The organism is Actinomyces bouchesdurhonensis (assembly GCF_900128465.1).
Classification (GTDB): Bacteria; Actinomycetota; Actinomycetes; order Actinomycetales; family Actinomycetaceae; genus Pauljensenia; species Pauljensenia bouchesdurhonensis.
On sequence record NZ_LT635868.1, the window covers coordinates 435,254 to 456,322 of the forward strand.

At 62.1% G+C, this 21,069-nt stretch carries 20 protein-coding genes, 1 tRNA gene, 1 pseudogene and 1 other annotated feature; of the genes and pseudogenes, 12 read left to right on the forward strand and 10 right to left on the reverse strand.

What is annotated here, in order from left to right; translation table 11 throughout:
* Positions 1–119: 119 nt before the first annotated feature.
* The 6 genes from BQ7477_RS06870 (at position 120) to BQ7477_RS11865 (ending at position 4,938) form a co-directional block, all read left to right on the forward strand.
* Positions 120–383, forward strand: a complete 264-nt coding sequence (locus BQ7477_RS06870; protein WP_073983310.1) for a helix-turn-helix domain-containing protein — start codon at positions 120–122, stop codon at positions 381–383.
* 418 nt (positions 384–801) lie between these two features.
* A complete protein-coding gene (locus BQ7477_RS06875; protein WP_073983311.1) occupies positions 802–2,100 on the forward strand; it encodes a Rep family protein in 1,299 nt (432 codons plus the stop codon).
* 99 nt (positions 2,101–2,199) lie between these two features.
* Positions 2,200–2,484, forward strand: a complete 285-nt coding sequence (locus tag BQ7477_RS06880; RefSeq protein WP_073983312.1) for a hypothetical protein — start codon at positions 2,200–2,202, stop codon at positions 2,482–2,484.
* Positions 2,485–3,009: 525 nt separating this feature from the next.
* Positions 3,010–4,239, forward strand: a complete 1,230-nt coding sequence (locus tag BQ7477_RS11080) for a relaxase/mobilization nuclease domain-containing protein (protein ID WP_084795704.1) — start codon at positions 3,010–3,012, stop codon at positions 4,237–4,239.
* The gene (locus tag BQ7477_RS11085; RefSeq protein WP_084795706.1) at positions 4,187–4,762 is read left to right on the forward strand and encodes a hypothetical protein; all 576 of its coding nucleotides are present in this window, start codon (positions 4,187–4,189) and stop codon (positions 4,760–4,762) included. The genes BQ7477_RS11080 and BQ7477_RS11085 overlap by 53 nt, the downstream gene beginning before the upstream one ends.
* A 17-nt stretch (positions 4,763–4,779) precedes the next feature.
* Positions 4,780–4,938, forward strand: coding sequence for a hypothetical protein (locus BQ7477_RS11865; RefSeq protein WP_159430587.1), 159 nt, complete (start codon positions 4,780–4,782; stop codon positions 4,936–4,938).
* 334 nt (positions 4,939–5,272) lie between these two features.
* Here the strand turns inward: BQ7477_RS11865 and BQ7477_RS11870 are convergent, their stop codons facing one another.
* The 3 genes from BQ7477_RS11870 to BQ7477_RS06905 form a co-directional block, all read right to left on the reverse strand.
* The gene (locus BQ7477_RS11870) at positions 5,273–5,416 is read right to left on the reverse strand and encodes a hypothetical protein (RefSeq protein ID WP_159430574.1); all 144 of its coding nucleotides are present in this window, start codon (positions 5,414–5,416) and stop codon (positions 5,273–5,275) included.
* 134 nt (positions 5,417–5,550) lie between these two features.
* Positions 5,551–6,084 carry an antirestriction protein ArdA gene (locus tag BQ7477_RS06900; RefSeq protein WP_073983314.1) on the reverse strand — a complete coding sequence of 178 codons (534 nt, stop codon included), beginning with the start codon at positions 6,082–6,084 and terminating at the stop codon, positions 5,551–5,553.
* Positions 6,085–6,465: 381 nt separating this feature from the next.
* Positions 6,466–6,539: transfer RNA gene (locus tag BQ7477_RS06905), tRNA-Pro, on the reverse strand.
* A 222-nt stretch (positions 6,540–6,761) separates the two neighbouring features.
* Here BQ7477_RS06905 and BQ7477_RS06910 point away from each other — a divergent pair.
* Positions 6,762–7,301, forward strand: a complete 540-nt coding sequence (locus BQ7477_RS06910) for a hypothetical protein (protein WP_073983315.1) — start codon at positions 6,762–6,764, stop codon at positions 7,299–7,301.
* 136 nt (positions 7,302–7,437) lie between these two features.
* On the opposite strand, the gene cmk is transcribed toward BQ7477_RS06910, so the two are convergent.
* The 7 genes from cmk to BQ7477_RS06945 form a co-directional block, all read right to left on the reverse strand.
* Positions 7,438–8,166: a (d)CMP kinase gene (cmk, locus tag BQ7477_RS06915; protein ID WP_073983316.1), complete on the reverse strand. Its 729-nt coding sequence runs from the start codon at positions 8,164–8,166 to the stop codon at positions 7,438–7,440.
* Between the two features lie 27 nt (positions 8,167–8,193).
* Positions 8,194–9,372 (reverse strand): prephenate dehydrogenase, encoded by a 1,179-nt coding sequence (locus BQ7477_RS06920; RefSeq protein ID WP_390884581.1) that lies wholly within the window; start codon positions 9,370–9,372, stop codon positions 8,194–8,196.
* A 20-nt stretch (positions 9,373–9,392) separates the two neighbouring features.
* A complete protein-coding gene (locus tag BQ7477_RS06925; RefSeq protein ID WP_073983318.1) occupies positions 9,393–10,142 on the reverse strand; it encodes a pseudouridine synthase in 750 nt (249 codons plus the stop codon).
* Complete coding sequence (scpB, locus tag BQ7477_RS06930) at positions 10,139–10,699, reverse strand: SMC-Scp complex subunit ScpB (RefSeq protein WP_073983319.1); 561 nt, start codon at positions 10,697–10,699, stop codon at positions 10,139–10,141. The genes BQ7477_RS06925 and scpB overlap by 4 nt, the downstream gene beginning before the upstream one ends.
* Before the next feature lie 2 nt (positions 10,700–10,701).
* Positions 10,702–11,598, reverse strand: a complete 897-nt coding sequence (locus BQ7477_RS06935; protein ID WP_073983320.1) for a segregation and condensation protein A — start codon at positions 11,596–11,598, stop codon at positions 10,702–10,704.
* Positions 11,582–12,439: a ParA family protein gene (locus BQ7477_RS06940; protein WP_418911961.1), complete on the reverse strand. Its 858-nt coding sequence runs from the start codon at positions 12,437–12,439 to the stop codon at positions 11,582–11,584. The genes BQ7477_RS06935 and BQ7477_RS06940 overlap by 17 nt, the downstream gene beginning before the upstream one ends.
* 20 nt (positions 12,440–12,459) lie before the next feature.
* Positions 12,460–13,410: a site-specific tyrosine recombinase XerD gene (locus tag BQ7477_RS06945; RefSeq protein ID WP_073983562.1), complete on the reverse strand. Its 951-nt coding sequence runs from the start codon at positions 13,408–13,410 to the stop codon at positions 12,460–12,462.
* Between the two features lie 130 nt (positions 13,411–13,540).
* Between BQ7477_RS06945 and tkt the strand changes: the two genes are divergently transcribed.
* The 5 genes and pseudogenes from tkt (at position 13,541) to BQ7477_RS06975 (ending at position 20,997) form a co-directional block, all read left to right on the forward strand.
* The gene (tkt, locus tag BQ7477_RS06950) at positions 13,541–15,628 is read left to right on the forward strand and encodes a transketolase (protein WP_129582519.1); all 2,088 of its coding nucleotides are present in this window, start codon (positions 13,541–13,543) and stop codon (positions 15,626–15,628) included.
* A 167-nt stretch (positions 15,629–15,795) separates the two neighbouring features.
* Positions 15,796–17,322, forward strand: coding sequence for a glucose-6-phosphate dehydrogenase (gene zwf / locus BQ7477_RS06955; protein WP_073983323.1), 1,527 nt, complete (start codon positions 15,796–15,798; stop codon positions 17,320–17,322).
* Positions 17,319–18,260 (forward strand): glucose-6-phosphate dehydrogenase assembly protein OpcA, encoded by a 942-nt coding sequence (locus BQ7477_RS06960; protein ID WP_073983324.1) that lies wholly within the window; start codon positions 17,319–17,321, stop codon positions 18,258–18,260. The genes zwf and BQ7477_RS06960 overlap by 4 nt, the downstream gene beginning before the upstream one ends.
* Position 18,261: 1 nt before the next feature.
* Complete coding sequence (pgl, locus tag BQ7477_RS06965; RefSeq protein ID WP_073983325.1) at positions 18,262–19,023, forward strand: 6-phosphogluconolactonase; 762 nt, start codon at positions 18,262–18,264, stop codon at positions 19,021–19,023.
* A gap of 727 nt (positions 19,024–19,750) precedes the next feature.
* A pseudogene (locus tag BQ7477_RS06975) lies at positions 19,751–20,997 on the forward strand (IS3 family transposase).
* Positions 20,029–20,157: a sequence feature (AL1L pseudoknot), on the forward strand. (Overlaps the previous pseudogene by 129 nt.)
* Positions 20,998–21,069: the final 72 nt, after the last annotated feature.

Below are 21,069 nucleotides of genomic sequence, written 5' to 3' on the forward strand. Positions count from 1 at the left end.
GTTTGAGCCGTGCCCACCGATGGGTAGCAGTGCCTCCCGTGCGGCACTGAACAGGGGTTTCCGACTCGATAGCGAGCGGTGCCAAATCCCTTTCCTTCGTCCGGAAAGGGATTTTTTATATGTCTACCGCACCTGTTACCACCTCTGCCGCGCTCGACGATGAGCGCGCTCTTGCCCCTGCCGAGGCCGCGGCCTTCCTCGGTATCTCCGCTAAGACCCTTACGAACTGGCGCAGCCTGGGTAAGGGTCCGTCCTATCTCAAGTATGATCTGGGCGGCGAGCTGGATGGCCAAGGCCGTCGCCGTGGCTCTGTTGCCTATCAGGTCAAGGACCTGATCGACTTCATGCAGGCTCATCGGACCGTGACCGGGGGCCAACGATGAACCCCAGCACCCCCTCTAGACCGGATGTAGCAGTTTTGCTCAAGAACTGCTACATCAGCGGCCAACACGATTGTCTCGTTTACCAGGAAAAACGCTTCCGTGTAGCAGATGTTGCAGATCCGCTCAAAAAATCTACTACACGGTTTTGCCTGGTATCTCAGGTGAAACTCGTCGATGTAGCAGATTTTCGTGTAGCAGATTGTTTTCTCCAGCTTAGGGGCGGTTGGTCTGAAAAAGTGTACTTTTCTTGTACGCACTGTACTTTTTGGCTCGTATGCACTCCGGAAACGTTTGGATCTCAACGAATTCCGCGCGCACGCGTACGTACAGATAAGGGGTTCTATCAAGGAAAAGCCGCTGTACTCGTCTGTACTTCTGTACTTTTTTGCCCCTCTGCCAGCGTGGGGAGGGTTATTTCATGACCACGATTGACCTCCTCAACTCCACCGCGCCCGTCCGAGCATTCCACCTCACCACGCATCTGAAGTCTGGCTACTCGGTCGCGCTCCTTGAGCAGGGCCTCGCCCACAAAACCATCAAGGGCTGGGCCTGGATTCTCCACGACCGCGACGAGACAACGGACAATCTGCACTGCGTCTTCTGGTGCGAGCGTGACCCTCGCCTGGAGACGCTTTCGCGCTGGTTCTCGCTACCTTCGACGCAGTTCGACCGCATCAAGCGGGGCAAGGCGGGTATCGCCGCGTGCGTGAAGTACCTCCTGCACGACGACGAGGACTCGCTGGCGGCGGGTAAGGCCCGCTACGCTCCCTCTGACCTCCACGCGGTCCCAGGGTGGGACTGGCAGAAGTTTTTGCGGGAGATGGCCCTTAAGGAGGCGCTGTCTGGCAACTCGCGCCAGAAGTCGCGCGGTCTCGCTCAGCAGGTTGCCTCGGGTGAGATGAGCGTTCGTAAAGCCCTGGGGCGGGGGGCGCGCTCTGAGTCCCAGTTGCGCCGTTTGCGGGCGATGTACCTGGCCCAACAGGACCCGATCTCCACTCGTATCGCTTACTACGTCTACGGCGAGGACTATTACGCGGTCCAGGCTCTGAGTAAGGGCCTTGCTGAGGCGCTGGCCGGAGGACGCAGCAACGTCTTCGAGTTCATCTCAACCTTCGACCTCTACGACGGTGAGTCCGTCGTTCATGTGAGCATCGACGATCCGCTCGACTTGCGTGAGCCCTTTGGGGACGACCGGGAACGTGCGCGAGCTTTTGTGGCACTGTCTCCCATCCGCACATTGATCGAGACCCGGTACGGCCCCTCGCAACTGCTTCACGAGCACGTGGTCATCGCCGGTTGCTACTCGCCGGACTACTTCCAGGACAGGCTTGCGACGCTGATCGCAGGTTGGGAGATCCATGGACAACGGGACGGGTCATTCGTTGAGGCATATTTGCCGATCATCCTCGCGGTGAACGCCGACGAGTTGGCCGTGCAGGTGAACCAGGGCGTGCTCGGCGAGGGGACGTTCACTCAGTACCGCTCACTGGGCACGTTCCGTATGAATCTGAGGAACGTCATTGAACAGTCTCGCGGTCTTTCCGAGGACGAGCGGTTTGCCATCGAGAGCGCAGCAATGAGACAAAACCTTGCGCCTGCACTTGAGGCGAGGCAGGCCATCATCGACGCGACCACCGTCGCCTCATCTGATGGCGAGAGTGCTCGCGCCGAGATCGAGCAACTGCTCGAAGAGGCGGGTCAGCGGATCGCCGACTGACCCCTGATTAGACCCGAGAGCCAAACGGCTCTGCCCTCAGCCGGGATGGGCACCGGCATCCGAGCGACGAACACATCGCACAAGTGAAAGGAGTTCATCATGACGACCAACCTCGAACAGCTCATCAAGGACGAGCAGGCCAAGCATGCTGCAAAGCTGCGGAAGCTGCGTGAGCAGGCTGCGCGCGAGGAGCAGGAGGTGCTTGTCCGTGTCGCTCGCCTTGTCGAGCAACGCGAGCCTGAGCGTTTCACTCAGTATCGCGAGCACGCTGCCTCGCTTATCGAGCAGGAGCGTGTGGCACGGGCGGAGCGGGTTCGAGCCGCTCGCGCTCGTAAGCAGCAGTCGGCTGCTGCTTACGCCGATGAGGGAGGTGAGTCGCAATGACGACGGTCATGCGACCAACTCGCCTCTTGACGGCGAGCACTGTGCAGCGCGTTGCTGTTCCTGCGACTCAGCAGGAGCAGCGGAGTGCGCGTCCCTCGGTTCCCACCGCTGCTGCACAGCAGCCGGTGGGAACCTCCCCCTCGCCCGCAACGAACGAAGTGAGTGAGGACGAGGGCCAGCGGCGCGTTGGAGGACAGAGGAGCTTGCTCCGATCGTCCGACAACGTGCCTGCTGGCACTACATCCTTCTACCCCTCCAAGGACGTGAGTTCCGGGGGTGGAAGGATGATTGAGCCTGCCCCACCGACGCAGGAGGAACCACAGGGGGCAGGCGAGCGCGTCNCGCGCACGCGGCGGTGCCACGACCTGCGCCCGAGCTCGCGAGGGCGGTCGAACAGGTTCGCCGCGTCGGGGTGAATCTGAATCAAGTCATGCGCTCGGGCACTGCAGTTGACGAGGACATTCTGCGTGATGTTCTCGCTGCTGTGCACGAAGTGCGCTCGCTGCTCGGGGACGAGGTGGCCCTATGAGTACCGTCAACGTCCAGCCGACCACCAGCGCGAGAGCAGCAGTCGCCTATGCGCTGCTCGGCACGGGCAAGCGACGCGCACAGCACGAGAAGGACGGCACAACTCGCGCCGCGCTGCTCTCGTGCACGCTCGACTCTCCCGAGGAAATCGTGCGACGTGCGGAGCAGGTGAGTGCTGCGTGCCATCGCCGAAACGAGATGTACACCTACACCCAGAACTTCTCCCCCGAGGAGTTCGACGTGAACAATCCCAAGCACGTGCAGCGTGTGCACGACCTCGGCGTGAAGCTCGCACGCCGGATAAACAGTGCCGATTACCTCGTCGTCACTCACACCGACAGCGCAGGCAGGCATCTGCACAACCACATCTACGTCGTTAATCATGACAACCTCACCGGCAAGGCACTGTCTCGGTGCCGCTCGTGGTCACGAGGGCTCCGCCAGGTCAACGACGAACTCATGCGGGACGAGGGGTGCCAGGTGCTGCCATCGCCGGAGCAGCCGAAGGCTGACTGGGATTTGCGTCGCGGCGCGTTCAAGGACGGCGGCTTTGAACAGATCCTCGGCGACAAGATCACCGAAGCGCTGCTCGATGCACGCAGCGTCAACCGTGAGGCGTTTGAGCAAGTGCTCGCCGAGCACGAGGTTCGGCTGCGCGTCACCGACCGCGACGGATGGACCTACTCCATGAGACGGCAAGACAACGGCAAATGGGGGCGACGAAAGGCATCGTCCCTGTGTGACGACTTCATGAGCAGCAAGGTCGAGGAGGTCTTTGACTTCCATCAACAGAACACAACTACGAAGGAGGAGCAGGATGAGCGCACTGGACAAGCTCAAGGAACAGCGGGCCTCGGAGACATCCGAAGCCTTGATGTCGAGGCTCGAAGACGTCGAGGAACAGACGAGACAGTTGACGAACGCCGTGAACAAGGTGAGTGGGTTCCTCAAGGCGATGGACGAAGCGCAGAGCGCCGAGATCAAGCGCCTGAGCAGGTCAATCTTGCAGCAGCACGAGCAGCCCTCGCAGACGCAGCTCGACGACGAGACAAAGAACAGGCTCAGCGAGATCGAGAAGACGCTGAGCGCAATCGCCGAGCAGCTGAGCGCAAGCGGCGCAGTGAAGCTGAGCGATGGAAGCACCGTGAAGCGGTCCGATCTGGACTCGTACTCGATGATGAAGCAGCTCAACAGCGATCTGACGAAGACGACTTCGGCCTTGGATGAACTCAAGCAGGTCGTCGGCAATGGCAGGACTGTCCGTGTAGACATCGACCGGCTTAGTGCCTACACGGTGGATGTGCTCGACCAGAGGCTCTCACAGGCTGTAGAAGCCCCTATAAAGCGCGTTGAGAGCACCCTCGAAGGGTTCGAGCATCGCGTAGCTTCTCTCGGGACTGAGAGGCTCTCAGAGGTCCACAGGGCGGTCGAGGAGTCGCTCAGCAGGCTCAACGAAGCCCGGCAGGAGATCGAGGCAGTCGAACGCCGAGTGACGTTCGTCGGTATCTCGCGGCTCGCCCTCGCGGTGCTGCCGCTGTTCGCCTCGCTCCTGCTCGTCGGCGGGCTCGTATGGGGCCTCGGCAGCATGGTCGGCATCGGCCCGCTTTTCGGCTGGGCCTGGGGCTCGTTCATGGCAGCCTCGCTGTGGTGGCAGAAGGCGCTGATCGCTGCTGCAACGCTCGGTGGGGCTGCGCTGTTCGTCTGGCTTGTCCTACGGGTGAGCCGATGGGTCTACGAGGAACTCAGGTGAGGAAGGAGGTGAGAACGATGATCCAACCGCAGATCGGAACGGGCATCAAGCTCGGCAAGCCTCGCGTCAAGGTCGATCACTCTCGGTCGATCAACAAGAGCGCTGAGCGGCTCGATGGAACGGTGCGCAACGGCGAGAGCGTCGCTGAGAGTATCAGCGCCGTGTTCTCGGTCTGATCAACAGTCTAAAGTAATTAGGCTAAATCATAGTCAGATCTGAACATTCTGAAAGTTGCCCCTACTAATCTTGCATCGTTGTATCATAGCAGTGCGGGTAACTTTCTGTTACCTGAATATGTTCAGATTCTGAGAGCTAGGAGAAGTCGTGGTCACCGTTGACCTTGACNACGAAGGCTATTTCCGGCTCTTCCGAGTTGAGTGTGGGTGACCGGGTATTGGTCGGGGGTTGTGGGTAGAGGTCGAGGTCCTTGATGATGAGCGGACTTCTACCACCGCGATCTTCAAAGGACCTCGACAATGTCGGGTTATAGGACATTTCGTGTTACTGGGGTTAGTCCCAGGTGTTGTGGTAGGGGGTGGTGTGGTGGAGTTCGTTCCAGCAAATTGCGTCGCCCCAGCCGGGGATGGTGCCGGCGGCTTGGCGGGTTTGACAGGCTTGGTACCAGGCGTTTTCGAGGGCTGCGTCGGTGGGCATGGTGGCCAGGATTGTCGCTGCTGGCTGGGGGGGCAGAGTGGGTGTAGCACCACCCCCTACCAGCAACACGTAGTGTCCTATAACCCAGAAAGAAAGCTCTCCCTGGAAGCCACTGAGGCTTCCAGGGAGAGCAGTCAGAGAGTGCGAAAGACGAATACACCGCCGTCAGGGGCATCCGCGACGGTGTAGTCGAACTTGAGGTCATGAATCCATGCTTCCCAGTTGAAGTAGCGCTGCGCCTCCTCAGGCCATCCGTCAATTAAGCCGATGTCCTCAGCCAGCTGGGTAGCGTAGTCAGCGAACGACTCCCAGCAACCGCAATACCTCTCCTCGAAGTCGGACGCGCTCGGCAAGTTATCGCCGCCTGCGATGTAGCAGCCGGTCTCGACCCAGGCGAGCAGTGCAGGCCACTGCACTGCTCCGACCTCATCGAACAGCTCACCCCACTGCACAGCAGTGGTGGGTGACATCTCGCCGGTTCCGACGGGGAACCCCTCGTGATCGAAGACCCATAGCTCTTCGTGATCTGTGGGGTTCTGGTGCAGGTCATCAGGCGTAACCTCATCGGCATCTTCTGCAGGGAACCACCGTCCATTAAGTACACCCGTGTTGTAGCAGGCAAGGCAGCCGATCCAGACCGACGGACGAACAGTAGTTTGAGCAATCATTCCAACCTCCCGAGTAGGTGGAGGTGAGGCCGGGCAGTCCAGCTCGGGTAAGGACGCTCACAAACGACCTCACCTCCAGCAAACAGCTCGGGGTCGCACTGCGAGCCCCGCTCCTCGGCGTGAGAGTTCTTAGACGCTCAACCACTTGGCGAGCTCGCTGCGCGAGCAACGCCCCTCAGCGCCCCTTCGGGGCGTTAATCGATAACGGACTCGGGATGGTTTTGTAAAGCAAAGAGAGTAGATAAAAGAGTAGAGACACGCCTCAACCTGAGCTGGACGACGGCTACGAGTTCCAATGAATCTCAACATGAGATTTAACATGAGATCGGGGAGGAAACGACGAAGCCCGGAACCTCAATCGTTGAGATTCCGGGCATTTTGTCGGGCTGGCGGGATTTGAACCCACGACCCCTTGACCCCCAGTCAAGTGCGCTACCAAGCTGCGCCACAGCCCGTATTTAGTTTGTCGCCGCAGCGACCTGTAGAACTATAGCGCAACCACAGCGAAGAACGCAACCCGATTGAAGTGTGCCACACCACATATTATTTGAAGAAGGCCGGGGACCCTGCACGCACGCACAGCCTCACGATAAGACAGTGCTACTGGCCATAGCAACATGCTTTGGATTACACTGAAACTCACCCATTCACACCATGCTCCCTTTGGAGGAACCCCAATGACAGTTCGCCGACTTCTTTCGTGCGCCGCTGCTCTCGCATGCGCAACCTTGCCTCTATTCATTCCCGGCATACCCACCGACGCTGCCCCCACACCAACGACCGTTAACACCAGCTACGCCCAGATGTCGTCCACGACCGCATCCGTCATCGAAGCGAGTGCAAACTCCTCATCCCAGTCAGTCCTCGCTCCCGCACGCCGCCGCTTCCGTATTCGGGTCGGAAGTGGCTCGAGCAACAGTAGTGTGCCGAAACCGGTGATCGCAATCATAGTGGTTGTCGGCGCCGCCTTTGCCGCCTACACCGTCTATAAGAAGATTCAAGCCATCAAGGCCGCCAATATGTTGGCATCCAACGGCGATGCCAGAGGCACACAATACGGAACCGGTCTGCCCACTCCAGGCACCAATCCCCAACAGCAATACGGCAACACAGTGCCGATGCCCAACAACGGGCAGGGCAATGGAACCCCGCAGGGATGGCAGGGCAACACCCCGCAGGGCGGCGCGCCCTACGGCCCCACCTCAACTGGGCACTGAGGGAACGACGGGCGCACGCGCCTGTTGAAAAAACGCGGCCATAACAGAGCGTCAAGGTAAGGACCCGCGCTGCTAACGCGAAGCAGAGGTGCCCCCAGCGTGATGTCACGCTGGGGGCACCTCTATGAGCCGGAGCCTACACCTCTCTCGATGCCAGGTCATCATCCACAAAGGCAAGAACCGCCTCACACACGCCAGCAATGTCCAGGCCGGTCGAATCCACCGTCTCCACTCCGGGAGCCGCCGTCATAAATTCGGACACAGTAGAGTCCGCCTTGTCGCGGCCTTCAACCTGAGCGCGCACGATCTCCATGTGTTCCTCGGTCGCGTCACCGTACAGCTCCAGCGTCCGTCGACGCAGGCGCGCCTCCTGGTCAGCCAACAGCAAGATACGAACATCCGCATCCGGGCAGACGACGGTGGTAATGTCACGTCCCTCGGCAATCATGCCAGAACCCTGCGCACGCGCCTCCATCATGCGACGACGCTGCTCAGCTGCCATCCACGCGCGCACGGCCAAATTCGTCGAAATATGCTTGATCGCGAGGGCAATACGAGGCTCACGAATCTGCTCGGTCACCTCTGTGTCACCCACCCACACGTGCGGGTCCGAGGGGTCGGACTCCAGGCGCAACACCATCTCGTGCGCCGCAGCCGCAATCGCGTCGTGGTCCTCCACGTCGATCCCCCGGTCCAACACGTACCATGTGAGGGCGCGATACATGGCACCCGTGTCGAGATAGCCGATGCCCAGACGCGATGCCAGCTCCTTGGAGACCGTGGACTTACCCGAACCGGCCGGCCCATCAATCGCAATGGTGATGCCAACGCGTGAGATCGCGTCCTGGCGCATTGAGTCGTTCATCCGTCGATTCTCCTCATCGAAGTCGTACTAATGGGAAATAAGCCGCCAACCCCGCTCGTGCAGGTCAGCGGCGCAGCGGTCAGCGACCGCCGGATCAATCATGATGCGAGCGACACCGGCTTGCGCGCCCGCAGAGTGCTCAAGCACGAGATCTTCGATATTAATCGAGTCCTCGCCCAGCTCAGTGAAGAGACGACCGAGCGCACCAGGCTCATCGGGGATAAGCACTTCAACTTCCTGGTAGCGCGACGGAGCCCCGCCGTGCTTACCGGGGATGCGAGCAACCCCCTGGTTACCGGCGGTCATCACACGGTTGATCGCCCCCACGCTGCCACCTCGCAACGGCCCCAGCTCGGCGGCCGCCTCCAAATGAAGCAGCAAATCATCCAGATCACCGCGAAGGTCGCGCAGGATCATCGCGACGGGACCAGCGTTGCCCGCCAAGATCGCCGTCCACAGACGCGGGTCGGACGCTGCGATACGAGCGGTGTCTCGCAGGCCCTGCCCCGCAAGACCCAGCGCCTGGGCGGGAGCATCAACGAGACGCGCTGCCAGCATCGACGACACCAACTGCGGGACGTGAGAAACAAGAGCCACCGCATGATCGTGCGTACCCGCGTTCATCTCCAAAGGCACCGCGCCAACATCCGTGGCGAGAGCACGAGCGACCAGCACCGCCCGCGGCCACGTGAATTCGTGGGCCACAATGACCCACGGCCTCCCATAAAACAGATCTGCATCCGCCGCGCCGGCACCGGAACGCTCCCGACCAGCCATCGGGTGCGAACCCACGTAGCGCTGAGCCTCATCCTCAATGCCTCGCTCTTCGAGAGTTGCCAGAACGTCCGCGACAACCGCATCCTTGACTGACGCAACATCCGTGACGATCGCATCCGGGAACCTCACCAACGAATCCACGATGACACGGTCGGCCACATCTGGGGGCGTAGCTACCACAACGAGACGCGGCGCCTCATAGCCGCACGCATCCGTCCCCGCATCCCCATAGGCCACCCCGGCCTCGTCGATGACATCACCGAAGGGAACCCCCGCGCCTACGTCGGATGCTAAGCGCAGGGAGGTAGGCGAGGAATCCTCCAAGTAAACAGTCACTCCCCCGGCGCGCAACGCCAAGCCAAGGGATGCGCCCAACAGGCCGGACCCGATCACCAAAACAGGTCCGACCGTGGAAACAACTCGCGGCACAGAACCTACGCCCGAACCGGTCACAGGCCGACAGCCCCATACAGTGCGATCAGCGCATTACCCTTCACGCGGCGCGTCGTGCCCTGCTTCAAATGATCAAGAGAAATCGGGCCAAAGCCTGTACGTACGAGTTCGCGCACCGGATAGCCGACAGCCTCCATCATGCGCCGCACCAGCCGGTTACGGCCCTCATGCACGACGATCTCAACGGTTGTGATGTCGCCGTAAGTATCGACGACGCGGAAAGAATCGACCTTAATCGGACCATCCTCCAAGTCAATACCATTCATCAGTGCGCGCTTCACACCAGGCTTGACGTCGCCATGTAGGCGCGCGACGTAAGTCTTGTGAATCTCGTAAGACGGGTGCGTCAGTCGGTTCGCTAGCTCACCATCGTTGGTTAGCAGCAGCAAGCCCGACGTGTCGATGTCGAGACGACCCACGTGATAAAGGCGCTCAGGGTAGTCGGCGACCAGGTCCGCGATAGTCGGACGCCCCTCCGGGTCGCTCATAGTAGACACCGTACCAATCGGCTTATTGACAGCAAGCACGACGTGCTTTGCTTCGTCCAGAATCAGCCGCTCACCGTCGACGTGAATCACCTGGGTCGCAGGATCAACGCGAACACCCTGGGTGCGCACAACCTGTCCGTCAACGCTCACACGGCCATCCGCGATCATCTGCTCGGACGCACGCCGAGACGCAACACCAGCCCGGGCGAGCACCTTCTGCAGGCGCACACCACCGGCCGTGTAAGGGTTAGCCCTCATAGTTCTTCCTCCAATTCATCCAGCGCATCGGCGTTAGGCAAGTAGGGTGCCAAGGGTACCAGCTCCGACAGGCTCACCATTCCCATTTTCGCAAGAAACTCCCCCGTCGTGCCGTATAGGCGCGCCCCGGACGGTGTCGCACCCGTCTCTTCCACGAGGCCTCGGGCGAGGAGAGTGCGCACGACGCCATCGACGTTCACGCCACGGATGCGTGCGATGCGGGCGCGTGAGATCGGCTGGCGGTAGGCGATGACCGCCAGGGTCTCGAGGGCTGCCTGGGACAGGCGCGCGTGAGCCGAACCCACGACGAAGCGACCGACGATGTCGGCGTAGGCGCGAGCGGAATAGATGCGCCAGCCTCCCGCGACCTCACGCAACTCGAAGCCACGCTCTGGCCCTTCTCCCTGACCCAGATAGTCGCTGGCCAGGGCGCGCAGCGTTTCCTCCACTTCTGTTGTATCCGCCTCGAGGGCGCCCGCGAGCTCGTGGACGGACACCGGTTCGGAGGCGACCATCAGGATCGCCTCGATCGGCCCTCGCAGCTTCGCGTCAGTCATCGTCACCGTCTCCTTCCACCGTCCGTGTGTTCTTCCCCGTCGACGAGGCCGTGGCGCCCGCGTCGGCGGGNGTCGGCGGGCGTGTCCTCAGTGCGCGCGCCGCGCCGCGCCTCGTCAATGTCGATGTCGCTCGCATCCACCTCGGCTCTCCACTGGATCGTCAGTGTCCCTAGCGCCCCCTCCTGGACAAACTCGACGGCCCCTCGCCGAAAAAGTTCAAGGAGCGCCAGGAAACGCGACACGATGACGGCACGCGTGGCCGCGTCGGCGATGAGTTCCCGGAAGGTCATCTCCCCCGCCGACGCGAGTTTGTCGGCGACGACGAGTGCCTGCTCGCGCACCGGCACGACCGGGTCGTGCAGGTGGGCGACCTGGACAGTAGGCGGTGACGCGCACAGAGCGTGAGCTGCGAGCCGTGCAAGATCCTCACGCGTCGTGAACCACGTGAGTTCGGGCAGCACGGACGCGAGATGTGCCTCAAGGGGGACATCACGGGGAATGTAGGAGCTACTGGCTGCCAGGCGCACACCGATGTCTTTCGAGGCCTCTTTGAAGGCCCGATATTGTAGGAGACGGGAGAAGAGCAGATCACGGGCCTCCAAATCCGCGCCGCTCGTGTTGTCCTGCTCGTCGAGTCGAGGCAGCAGGTGCGCGGCCTTCATATCGAGGAGGGTTGCCGCGACCACAAGAAACTCCGTCGTGCGCGACAGGTCGGGGGAAGCCTTCGTGAAGGCGATGAACTCGTCTGTAACCTGCGCGAGCGCGACCTCAGTGATGTCGAGCTTGTGGCGCGCGATCAGTGACAGGAGGAGGTCAAAAGGACCTTCAAAGACAGGCAACGAAACGGCGAAAAGTTCAAGTTCGCCCTGGATCTCAATCGGGTTAGGCGGCGTCACCACGGGCGATAACTTCGCGCGCCAGCCGACGATACGCGTGCGCCCCCGCGTGGTTGGGCGCATACGACAGAATCGGTTCCGTAGCTACCGACGCGTCCGGGAACTTAATAGTGCGACCGATGCGAGTGTCGAAGACGAGGTCACCGAAAGCCTCCTGTAGCCGCTGGAGAACCTCACGCGAGTGCAGGGTACGAGAATCGACCATCGTGGCGACGATCCCGTCGATCTTCAAACGCGGGTTAATTCGATCGCGCACCGTTTCAATCGTCTCCACCAGGAGCGCCACGCCGCGCAGCGCGAAAAACTCTGCTTCGACGGGAACGATAACGCCATGAGCGGCGGTGAGCGCGTTCACCGCAAGCAAGCCAAGCGACGGCTGGCAGTCAATGAGAATCACATCATAGTCAGCTTCCACGTGGCGCAGCACGCGAGCCAGGGCGCTTTCGCGCGCAACCTCGTTGACCAGCTGCACCTCGGCGGCAGACAAGTCAATGTTCGCAGGAATGATGTCCAGGTTGTCCGTCGCCGTGCGGCACACGGTCGCACGCACGTCAGCCTTTGGATTCATCAGCAGCGTGTAAATCGTCTGCTCCATGTCGAGAGCATTGATGCCCAGCCCCACGGAGGCGGCACCCTGTGGGTCAAAGTCGACGATGAGGACACGACGACCATACTCAGCCAGGGCAGCCCCAAGGTTGATCGTCGTGGTCGTCTTCCCGACGCCTCCCTTTTGATTACACATCGCAATTACGCGGGCGGGACCGTGTCCCGTCAGAGGCGCGGGCACGGGAAAATCGACCTGGTCGGCGGGCAAGTCGGGTGTCAGCGTCGGATGCGTATTCATGGTCACGTCCCCATCCTATGTCATCGCTGGGCTATCTCGTCGGTGCCACGCGCCCGAGGGTGAGAGACGGTGAAGACCTCTCGCAGCGCAGCCGCCGTCACCGCCGTATATATCTGAGTCGTTGACACCGACGCGTGCCCGAGAAGCTCCTGAACCTCGCGAACGCTCGCTCCACCCTCGAGCAGGTGGGTTGCGAAGGAATGCCGCATCGTGTGCGGTGAAACCTTATCCTCCAGCTGAGCGGCCTGGGCCGCGCGCCGGATCGCCGTCCATGCGCTCTGACGCGACAGTGGACCCCCACGCGAATTCAGAAAGAAAGCGCTCGTTCCATGACCCCTGACAGCCAGAGCAGGACGGGCGCGCACCCGGTACGCACCCAAGGCCTCGACCGCGAAAGATCCGACGGGAACAATCCGCTCCTTGCGTCCCTTACCGAACAGGCGGACCACCGGCACCTCGGCATCCAGATCAAAGTCGTCGGCGCACAGGGACACGGCCTCAGACACGCGCGCTCCCGTCGCGTAGAGCAGTTCCAGGAGAGCACAGTCCCGAATCCCGATCACCGAGTCGTCCGCGTGGGCAGCGTCAAGGAGGCGGCCTACCTCATCGACCGTCAGCGCTTTGGGGAGGTGACGCCCCTGACGCGGAGCATGCAAGTGGACAGCCGGATTAACTCCGACAAAGCCCTCCGTGAGCGCGTACTTGTGGAGGCCACGGATCGCAGCCTGGGCGCGGGCCACCGACGCAGTCGCCGCCGCGTGCCCCGTCAACTCCCCAGACGCGAGCCTCATCGTGTAGTCCTCTATGTCACGGGCACTGACCTCCGCGAGGCTACGGATGCCTCGTTCTTGCAGATCACGGACGTAGCGCAGCGCGTCTCGCCGATAGCTGGAAACCGTGTGCGTCGATGCCCCCTTCTCGACGCGCAAGTAGTCCACCCATTCATTCACGAGTGTTTCCAACGCCATCATGGTGCCAGAGTAACCGAGAAACGCGAAAATTAACATTCCGCCAAACCGCTGACGAACAATTTGCTAAAATACGGACGCGAAGACCATTTACACGCCCCAACGTAGGGGCCATCATAGACTGGAGGCCGACGTGACACTTCACTGGGACCATATCGACGACGAAGCGGTCAGAACTGCAAAGATCCTCGCAGCGGACGCTGTTGAACAGGCCGGATCGGGGCACCCCGGTACCGCCATCTCTCTCGCACCCGCAGCATACCTGCTCTACAACAAGGTCATGAACGTTGACCCGGCCGATCCTCGCTGGATTGGCCGCGACCGCTTCATCCTCTCAGCTGGTCATTCCTCCCTCACCCAGTACGTTCAGCTCTATCTCAGTGGTTTCGGCCTCGAACTCGACGACATCGCGAAGCTGCGCACCGCCGGTTCCCTAACCCCCGGTCACCCCGAATACGGGCACACAAAGGGTGTCGAGATCACGACCGGCCCCCTGGGAACCGGCATAGCCTCGGCCGTCGGCTTCGCCATGAATGCCCGCCGCGTCCACGGCCTTCTCGATCCCGACACACCGTTGGGCGAATCTGTGTTTGACCACCACATCTACGTCATCGCAGGCGATGGATGCTTCGAAGAAGGCATTTCCGCCGAGGCATCCTCCCTCGCAGGCACACAGGAGCTGGGTAACATCACCGTCATCTGGGACGATAACCACATCTCCATCGAAGATGACACCTCTATCGCCTTCAACGAAGACGTCCTGGCGCGCTACGAAGCCTACGGCTGGCACGTTCAGCGCGTGAACTGGCTGGGCGAGGACGGCTCCTATGAGGAAAACACCGCCGCACTCAACGACGCTCTGGAGGCCGCCAAGGCCGAGACAACGAAGCCCTCGATCATCGCGCTGCGCACCATCATCGGCTGGCCGACCCCCGGCAAGCAGAACACAGGAGGCATTCACGGATCAAAGCTCGGCAGCGAGGCCCTCGCAGGTCTGAAGGTAGCCCTGGGTGCCGACCCCGCTAAGATGTTCGACGCCGACCCGACCCTCGTCTCCCAGGTTCGCGAGCGCGCCGCGCAACGCATCGCGCAGTACCGCGCGCACTGGGATGCACGCTTCGAGGCGTGGAAGACAGCCAACCCCGACGGTGCCGCATTGCTCGAGCGCCTGTCCGCCGACCGCCTGCCCGACGGCTGGGAAGCCGCGCTACCCACCTTTGAAGAGGATAAGGCCATCGCGACTCGCGCAGCTTCCGGCCAAGTGCTCAACGCAATCGCCCCCGTGTTGCCCGAACTGTGGGGTGGCTCCGCCGACCTCGCGGGTTCGAACAACACCTTCATGAAGGGGCAACCCTCCTTCCTGCCCGCTCACCGTTCAACGAACGCATTCAGCGGCAATGTGTTCGGTCGTAACCTGCACTTCGGCGTGCGCGAATTCGCGATGGGCGCCGCCCTCAACGGCATCGCTGCCGACGGCTTGACTCGCGCCTACGGTGGCACGTTCTTCGTTTTCTCCGACTTCATGCGCGGCACCGTCCGTCTCGCCGCCCTCATGGACCTACCTGTCACCTACGTGTGGACCCACGACTCCATCGGAGTCGGCGAAGACGGACCGACCCACCAACCGATCGAACACCTTGCTGCTTACCGTGCGATCCCGAACCTCGCGATCGTGCGTCCCGCGGACGCCGCCGAAACGGTCGCCTCCTGGAAGGCAATCCTCGAACAGTCGCACCCTGCCGCGATCATCCTGTCGCGTCAGAACCTGCCCAACCCGGCACGCGGGGGCGACAGCGACCTGGCGACGACCGAAGGCTTGGTGCGCGGCGCCTACGTGCTGGCCGACACCGAAGGAACACCCGACGTGATCCTCATGGCGTCCGGCTCCGAGGTATCCGTGGCCCTCGAGGCCCGCGACGCCCTCGCCGCCGACGGCATCGCCGCCCGTGTCGTGTCCGTCCCCTGCCTCGACTGGTTCGAGGCCCAGGACCGCGCCTACCGCGACGAGGTTCTGCCCCCGTCCGTGCGCGCCCGCGTCTCCGTCGAGGCCGGCCTGGCCCTGCCCTGGTACCGCTGGATCGGCGACGCCGGCCGCGCGGTCTCCATCGAGCACTTCGGCGCCTCGGCGCCGGGCGAACTCCTCTTCAAGGAATACGGCATCGACGCCGAGCACGTCGCCGCCGCCGCGAAGGAATCCATCCAAGACGCCGCCCGGTCGTGACTTTCTAGTCACCTCGTCGCAGAAGGGGCTGTTGGCGCGCGAGTGCGCGCCAACAGCCCTATTCTCTTACACATGTATGGGTCCTCAGTCCCGTTCCTCTCCCCCGCGGGCGAAGCGTTCGGACCCCGGCCTCGTCCCAACCCCCTCAGCGAATGGAGCGTTACCTCGTGACAAACGCGATCCCTACCCTGCGCGACCCCCAAGATCGCAGGCTCCCACGCGTCTCACCACCCTGCGGCCTCGTCATTTTCGGCATCACCGGCGACCTCGCGCGAAAGAAGCTCCTGCCCGCCATCTATGACCTCGCCAATCGAGGCCTCCTTCACCCGGCATTTTCACTCACCGGTTTCGCCCGCCGCGACTGGAGCCCCCAGGACTTCGAGGAATACGTGCGCAGCTCCATCGAAGCCCACACGCGCACCGGCTTCAACGAAGGCACGTGGAACCAGCTGCGCTCCGGACTGCGTTTCGTCTCCGGCACCTTCGACGACCCGGAAGCATATCGTCATCTAGCCGACACCGTCGCCGAGCTGGACCGCGTGCGTGGAACCGGCGGTAACCACGCCTTCTACCTGTCGATCCCGCCGTCCTACTTCCCCGTCGTCGCCAAACACCTGTCCGACACAGGCCTCAACAAACGCCAGGGCCGCGAGTGGCGCCGCGTCATCATCGAGAAGCCCTTCGGTCACGACCTCGAGTCAGCGCGCGCTCTCTCCGACGTCATCTCGCAGATCTTCGACGAGCAGGATGTTTTCCGCATCGACCACTACCTGGGCAAGGAGACGGTGCAAAACATCATGGCGATGCGATTCGCGAACGCCATGTTTGAACCCCTCTGGAAAGCCAACTACGTCGACTCAGTCCAGATCACGATGGCTGAAGACATCGGGATCGGCACGCGCGCCGGCTACTACGATGGCATTGGCGCGGCCCGTGACATCATTCAGAATCACCTCCTGCAGCTCATGGCGTTGACCGCCATGGAGGAACCCGTCCACTTCACCCCAAAAGAGATTCGCGTCGAGAAGGAGAAAGTACTATCGGCTGTGCGTCTACCTGAAGACCTGGCGGCGAGCACGGCGCGCGGCCAGTACGCGGGTGGCTGGCAAGGCGGCGACAAGGTACGCGGATACCTCGAGGAAGATGGTATCCCCGTCGACTCGACCACCGAAACCTTCGCCGCTGTCAAGCTCTACGTGAACACTCGCCGCTGGGCGGGCGTGCCCTTCTACCTACGTGCCGGCAAGCGCCTGGGTAAGCGCGTCACCGAAATCGCGGTCATCTTCAAACGTTCGGCCCACGTTCCTTTCGGCACCACAGACCTGAGTGAAGCCGCACAGAATGCGCTCGTCATTCGCGTCCAGCCAGACGAGGGCCTCACTCTCAAACTCGGCGCGAAAGTGCCGGGCACGTCAATGCAGGTGCGCGACGTGACCATGGACTTCGCCTACGGCCATGCCTTCACGGAGGATTCACCCGAGGCCTACGAGCGGCTCATCCTGGACGCTCTGGTCGGGTCTGCGCCCCTATTCCCCCACCAGCACGAGGTCGAGGCCTCGTGGAAGATCCTCGATCCAATCCTGTCATTCTGGGAGACCCAGGGCCAGCCCGAACCCTATGCGCCGGGCACGTGGGGTCCCCAGTCCGCGCACGACATGCTGGCCTGTGACGGTCGTTTCTGGAGGCTCCCGTGATTATAACTTTGAAGAACACTACGTCCGCCGAGGTCGCCTCCCGTATCGTGGAGCTGCGCGACGAACGTGGATCGGCTGCTCTCAGCCGCGTCTTGACGCTGCTAATCTGCGTGCCCGACATGATTGACGTAGACAAGGCGATCGAAGTCTCCGACGCTGTTTCGCGCGAGCACCCGTGCCGCGTCATCGTTATCGTCGAACCCGAGTCAACCGAGGGCACCGCTCTCCTCAACGCGCAGATCCGCGTGGGCGACGCCGCTGGCCTGTCGGACATCATCATCCTGGAGCCTCGCGGCGAGGCGGCATCGAACATCGATTCACTCGTCATGCCGCTGCTCCAGTCGGACACGCCGGTCGTCACCTACTGGCCGGTAACCCCGCCCGAGAATCCCGGCGCCCACCCGCTGGGGCGCCTCGCAGTCAAACGCATTACCGATTCGAGAGCCACGGAGTGCCCGATGGAGACCCTGTCGGCCCTGTCGACCGTCTACACGCCGGGCGACACTGATCTGGCATGGGCGGGAGTTACCCTGTGGCGCGCGCTGCTCGCAGCCGTCGCCGAGGACTTCGATCGTCTGCCCACCTCCATCCGCGTGGCGGGTAACGCGACGCATCCGTCTCCGTTCCTCGTGGCCGCGTGGCTGCACCACCAGCTGGGTGTGCCCGTTGAGCGGGTCGTCGCCCTCGAGGCACACACGATCACCGACATCACGTTCTTCTTCGACGACGACACGACCGTGTCACTCTCGCGCAGCGCCACCTCCTCGGTCGCACGTTTATCGCGCCCAGGGTTGGAGGACCGCAACGTGAACCTGGCGCGTCGCTCAGTTCAAGACTCCCTCATGGAGGACCTGCGACGCCTGGATCCGGATGTCTACTACGGCGAACTGCTCACGACCGAACTCCCGCGCTTGGCCGAGTGCCCGACGGAGGACTGACGTGGTATCCGTTAACACCCTGACAGTACTACCCACCGTGGAAGCGCTCAACGAGGCGGTCGGCAGCGCATTCCTTGCGCGCCTGTGCGTTCTCATTGATGAGGCCGAAGCTGGCAGCCGGATTAACGTGGCCATCTCCGGTGGCGCTGTAGCGACGTCACTTCTGCCTTCGCTTCTCCCCCGCGTCGGCGAGATCGACTGGTCACGCGTGCGCGTGTGGCTGGTAGACGAGCGTTACGTCCCGGCGGGGCACGGCGATCGTAACGACGATCAGGCGTGGGAAGGTTTCTTCCACGCGGCCAGCGGCGTGGAGTTCGTGCGCATGCCAACTTCGGATGCGTCGGCGCCGGGAGGTGGCTGCCTAGATGCGGCGACGCTCGCCTTCACGGCCACGTGGACCGCGCTGATGGGCGACGGTTCCTTCGACATCGCCCTGATCGGCATGGGGCCAGACGGGCACATCTGCTCCCTGTTTCCCGGGCATGTTGACCTCGAAGAGTCCTCCCCCATCCTGGCGATCCGCAATTCCCCCAAGCCCCCGCCAGAGCGCATCACCGTGTCCATGCCGGTCATGCGCGCCTGCCCTGAAGTGTGGCTGACGACCGTCGGCGACGGGAAAGCTGAGGCCCTCGGGCGTGCCTTCGCAGGTGCTTCCCCCCTCGATTTGCCCGTCGCGGGCATCCTTAGACCGTCCACGTACGTCTACCTCGACGCGGCTGCAGCCTCACAGATCCAGCTCCCGTCGACACTCGCACAGGAATAAGGGCTGGCCTGACGAGAACAGCGACTCAACGCCGATTCAGCTGCTCTGAGGCGACGATCAGAGCCGAGGCATAGAAAAGCTCGTTGCAAAACTGGGGGTTATAGGACAAAACGTGTTGGTCGGGGTTCGGTCCCGAGCGTCATCGGGGGAGGCATCGGTGGCGCTGGCGCGCTCGCTCCGCCGACAGGAGCTAGCCCCGTCGGGAGGAACCCATCTGATCGGCAACAAGCAATATGGTGGAACCGGTGTCCCTCTCGTTCCCGTCGGCGTGGTCTTTGTACCGCCTGGCACCTGTCACCTGCTGTCTGGCACGATCGGCGCGAGGTCGAACGCGAAACCGGCACCTGGCACCTGCGGCTTCGTGCTACGTGAGAGAGTGTTGTAGTGCCACTCAGGTCCGGGCGATTCGCGTCGCGGCTGGCTCGTGAACGGCGCGTTGCCTCGGTTCTGTGGATGCGCGGGGCCTCGTGGGGCTGGTGCGTTCTGAGCCTGCGGGGGCCTGGCCCCATGGGTGGCTGTGTCAACCCTTCAGTGCGCAGCTGGGCCCTACTAGTGGAGTATGGGCACACCTGCCCACGCTCCACCTAAGGGGTTAACGTGCGCATTGAGGGGTTGAGGGTGCCACTTGTCGGGTTAACACGCCACTTACCGGGTTAACGGGCTCTTCAGAGTTGTGATGTGTCCCGGGTATTGTGGAGAGTATCTTAGGCCGGATTGGAGGTTTGGGATGTCTGGTCAGCGTAAGTATTCGATGGAGTTGCGTGAGCGTGCGACGCGTATGGCGTTGGAGGCTCGTGCTGATCCCGAGCGGCGTAGGGGTGCTATTAAGCGCATTAGCGGCCAGTTGGGGATCAATCCTGAGGCGCTACGTACGTGGGTGCGTGCCGTGGAGCAGGGCGGACGCAATGAGCGCGGCGAGGTCAGTGATCAAGAGGCCCGCATCCGGGCGCTGGAAGCTGAAAACCGTGAACTGCGCCGAGCCAATGAGATCTTGAAGGCGGCGTCAGCTTTTTTCGGGGCGGAGCTCGACCGCCTCGCGCGTTAGTTTACGACTTTATCGAGGTCAATCGACATCGGTGGGGAGTCGAGCCAATCTGCACTGTCTTGTCCCAGTTAGGGGTGCGGGTTGCTCCCAGTAGTTATTACGCCGCTCGGGCGCGCCCCTTGTCGGCGCGCAGCGTGCGCGACGAGGCGCTCACAGACGTGATCAGACGCGTGTGGGAGGAGAACTACTGTGTGTTCGGGGTGCGCAAAATGCACGCCTTCCTCAACACTCACGAGTTGGGCGTGGGATATGTGGCGCGGTGCACGGTCGAGAGACTGATGCGGCGTATGGGCATTCGTGGTGTGAGTCGGCGTCGGACCCGCCATGTCACGGCTTCAGCGCCGCGCCATGCATGCCCCTTGGATCTGGTCAATCGGCATTTTGGGGCCCGTGATCTCAACGAGTTGTGGGTCGCAGACATTACCTACGTACCAACCCAGGCTGGCTGGGTCTACGTCTCCTTCGTCACCGACGTGTGCTCTCGTAAAATCCTGGGCTGGAAGGTCGCGTCCTCGCTGCGTACTGACCTGGCCCTGGACGCATTAAACATGGCGATCTGCCAGCGACGCCGCGAAAACATAGACACTCGAGGGCTTGTGCACCACTCCGACCGAGGCGTCCAATACCGCGACGTGCGCTACGGACAGGCACTAGCCCAATGCAAGGCCATAGCCTCAGTAGGATCCACCGGCGACTCCTACGACAACGCTCTAGCCGAGGCCTTGAACTCCTTATACAAAGCCGAACTCATCTACAACAAAGCACGTCCCGGCTACACAGGTCCATGGCGCGACCAACGCGAAGTCGAACGCGAAACCTCAGCCTGGGTCCACTGGTACAACACAAGCCGCCCTCACCTCGCCCTGGGCGGAATCACACCGCAACAAGCAGAAAACAAATACACAACAACACGAAAGAAAGCGGCCTAAAAATCCCTACACAAAACCCGGGACTTGACATTGAGTGTGGGTGACCGGGTGTTGGTCGGGGGTTGCGGGTAG

What these genes read in the sequence shown, in the direction of transcription:
- BQ7477_RS06870 (WP_073983310.1), top strand. Translation starts at nt 120, where the DNA reads ATGTCTACCGCACCTGTTACCACCTCTGCCGCGCTCGACGATGAGCGC.
- BQ7477_RS06875 (WP_073983311.1), top strand. Translation starts at nt 802, where the DNA reads ATGACCACGATTGACCTCCTCAACTCCACCGCGCCCGTCCGAGCATTC.
- BQ7477_RS06880 (WP_073983312.1), top strand. Translation starts at nt 2,200, where the DNA reads ATGACGACCAACCTCGAACAGCTCATCAAGGACGAGCAGGCCAAGCAT.
- BQ7477_RS11080 (WP_084795704.1), top strand. Translation starts at nt 3,010, where the DNA reads ATGAGTACCGTCAACGTCCAGCCGACCACCAGCGCGAGAGCAGCAGTC.
- BQ7477_RS11085 (WP_084795706.1), top strand. Translation starts at nt 4,187, where the DNA reads ATGATGAAGCAGCTCAACAGCGATCTGACGAAGACGACTTCGGCCTTG.
- BQ7477_RS11865 (WP_159430587.1), top strand. Translation starts at nt 4,780, where the DNA reads ATGATCCAACCGCAGATCGGAACGGGCATCAAGCTCGGCAAGCCTCGC.
- BQ7477_RS11870 (WP_159430574.1), bottom strand. Translation starts at nt 5,416, where the DNA reads ATGCCCACCGACGCAGCCCTCGAAAACGCCTGGTACCAAGCCTGTCAA.
- BQ7477_RS06900 (WP_073983314.1), bottom strand. Translation starts at nt 6,084, where the DNA reads ATGATTGCTCAAACTACTGTTCGTCCGTCGGTCTGGATCGGCTGCCTT.
- BQ7477_RS06910 (WP_073983315.1), top strand. Translation starts at nt 6,762, where the DNA reads ATGACAGTTCGCCGACTTCTTTCGTGCGCCGCTGCTCTCGCATGCGCA.
- cmk (WP_073983316.1), bottom strand. Translation starts at nt 8,166, where the DNA reads ATGAACGACTCAATGCGCCAGGACGCGATCTCACGCGTTGGCATCACC.
- BQ7477_RS06925 (WP_073983318.1), bottom strand. Translation starts at nt 10,142, where the DNA reads ATGAGGGCTAACCCTTACACGGCCGGTGGTGTGCGCCTGCAGAAGGTG.
- scpB (WP_073983319.1), bottom strand. Translation starts at nt 10,699, where the DNA reads ATGACTGACGCGAAGCTGCGAGGGCCGATCGAGGCGATCCTGATGGTC.
- BQ7477_RS06940 (WP_418911961.1), bottom strand. Translation starts at nt 12,439, where the DNA reads ATGAATACGCATCCGACGCTGACACCCGACTTGCCCGCCGACCAGGTC.
- BQ7477_RS06945 (WP_073983562.1), bottom strand. Translation starts at nt 13,410, where the DNA reads ATGATGGCGTTGGAAACACTCGTGAATGAATGGGTGGACTACTTGCGC.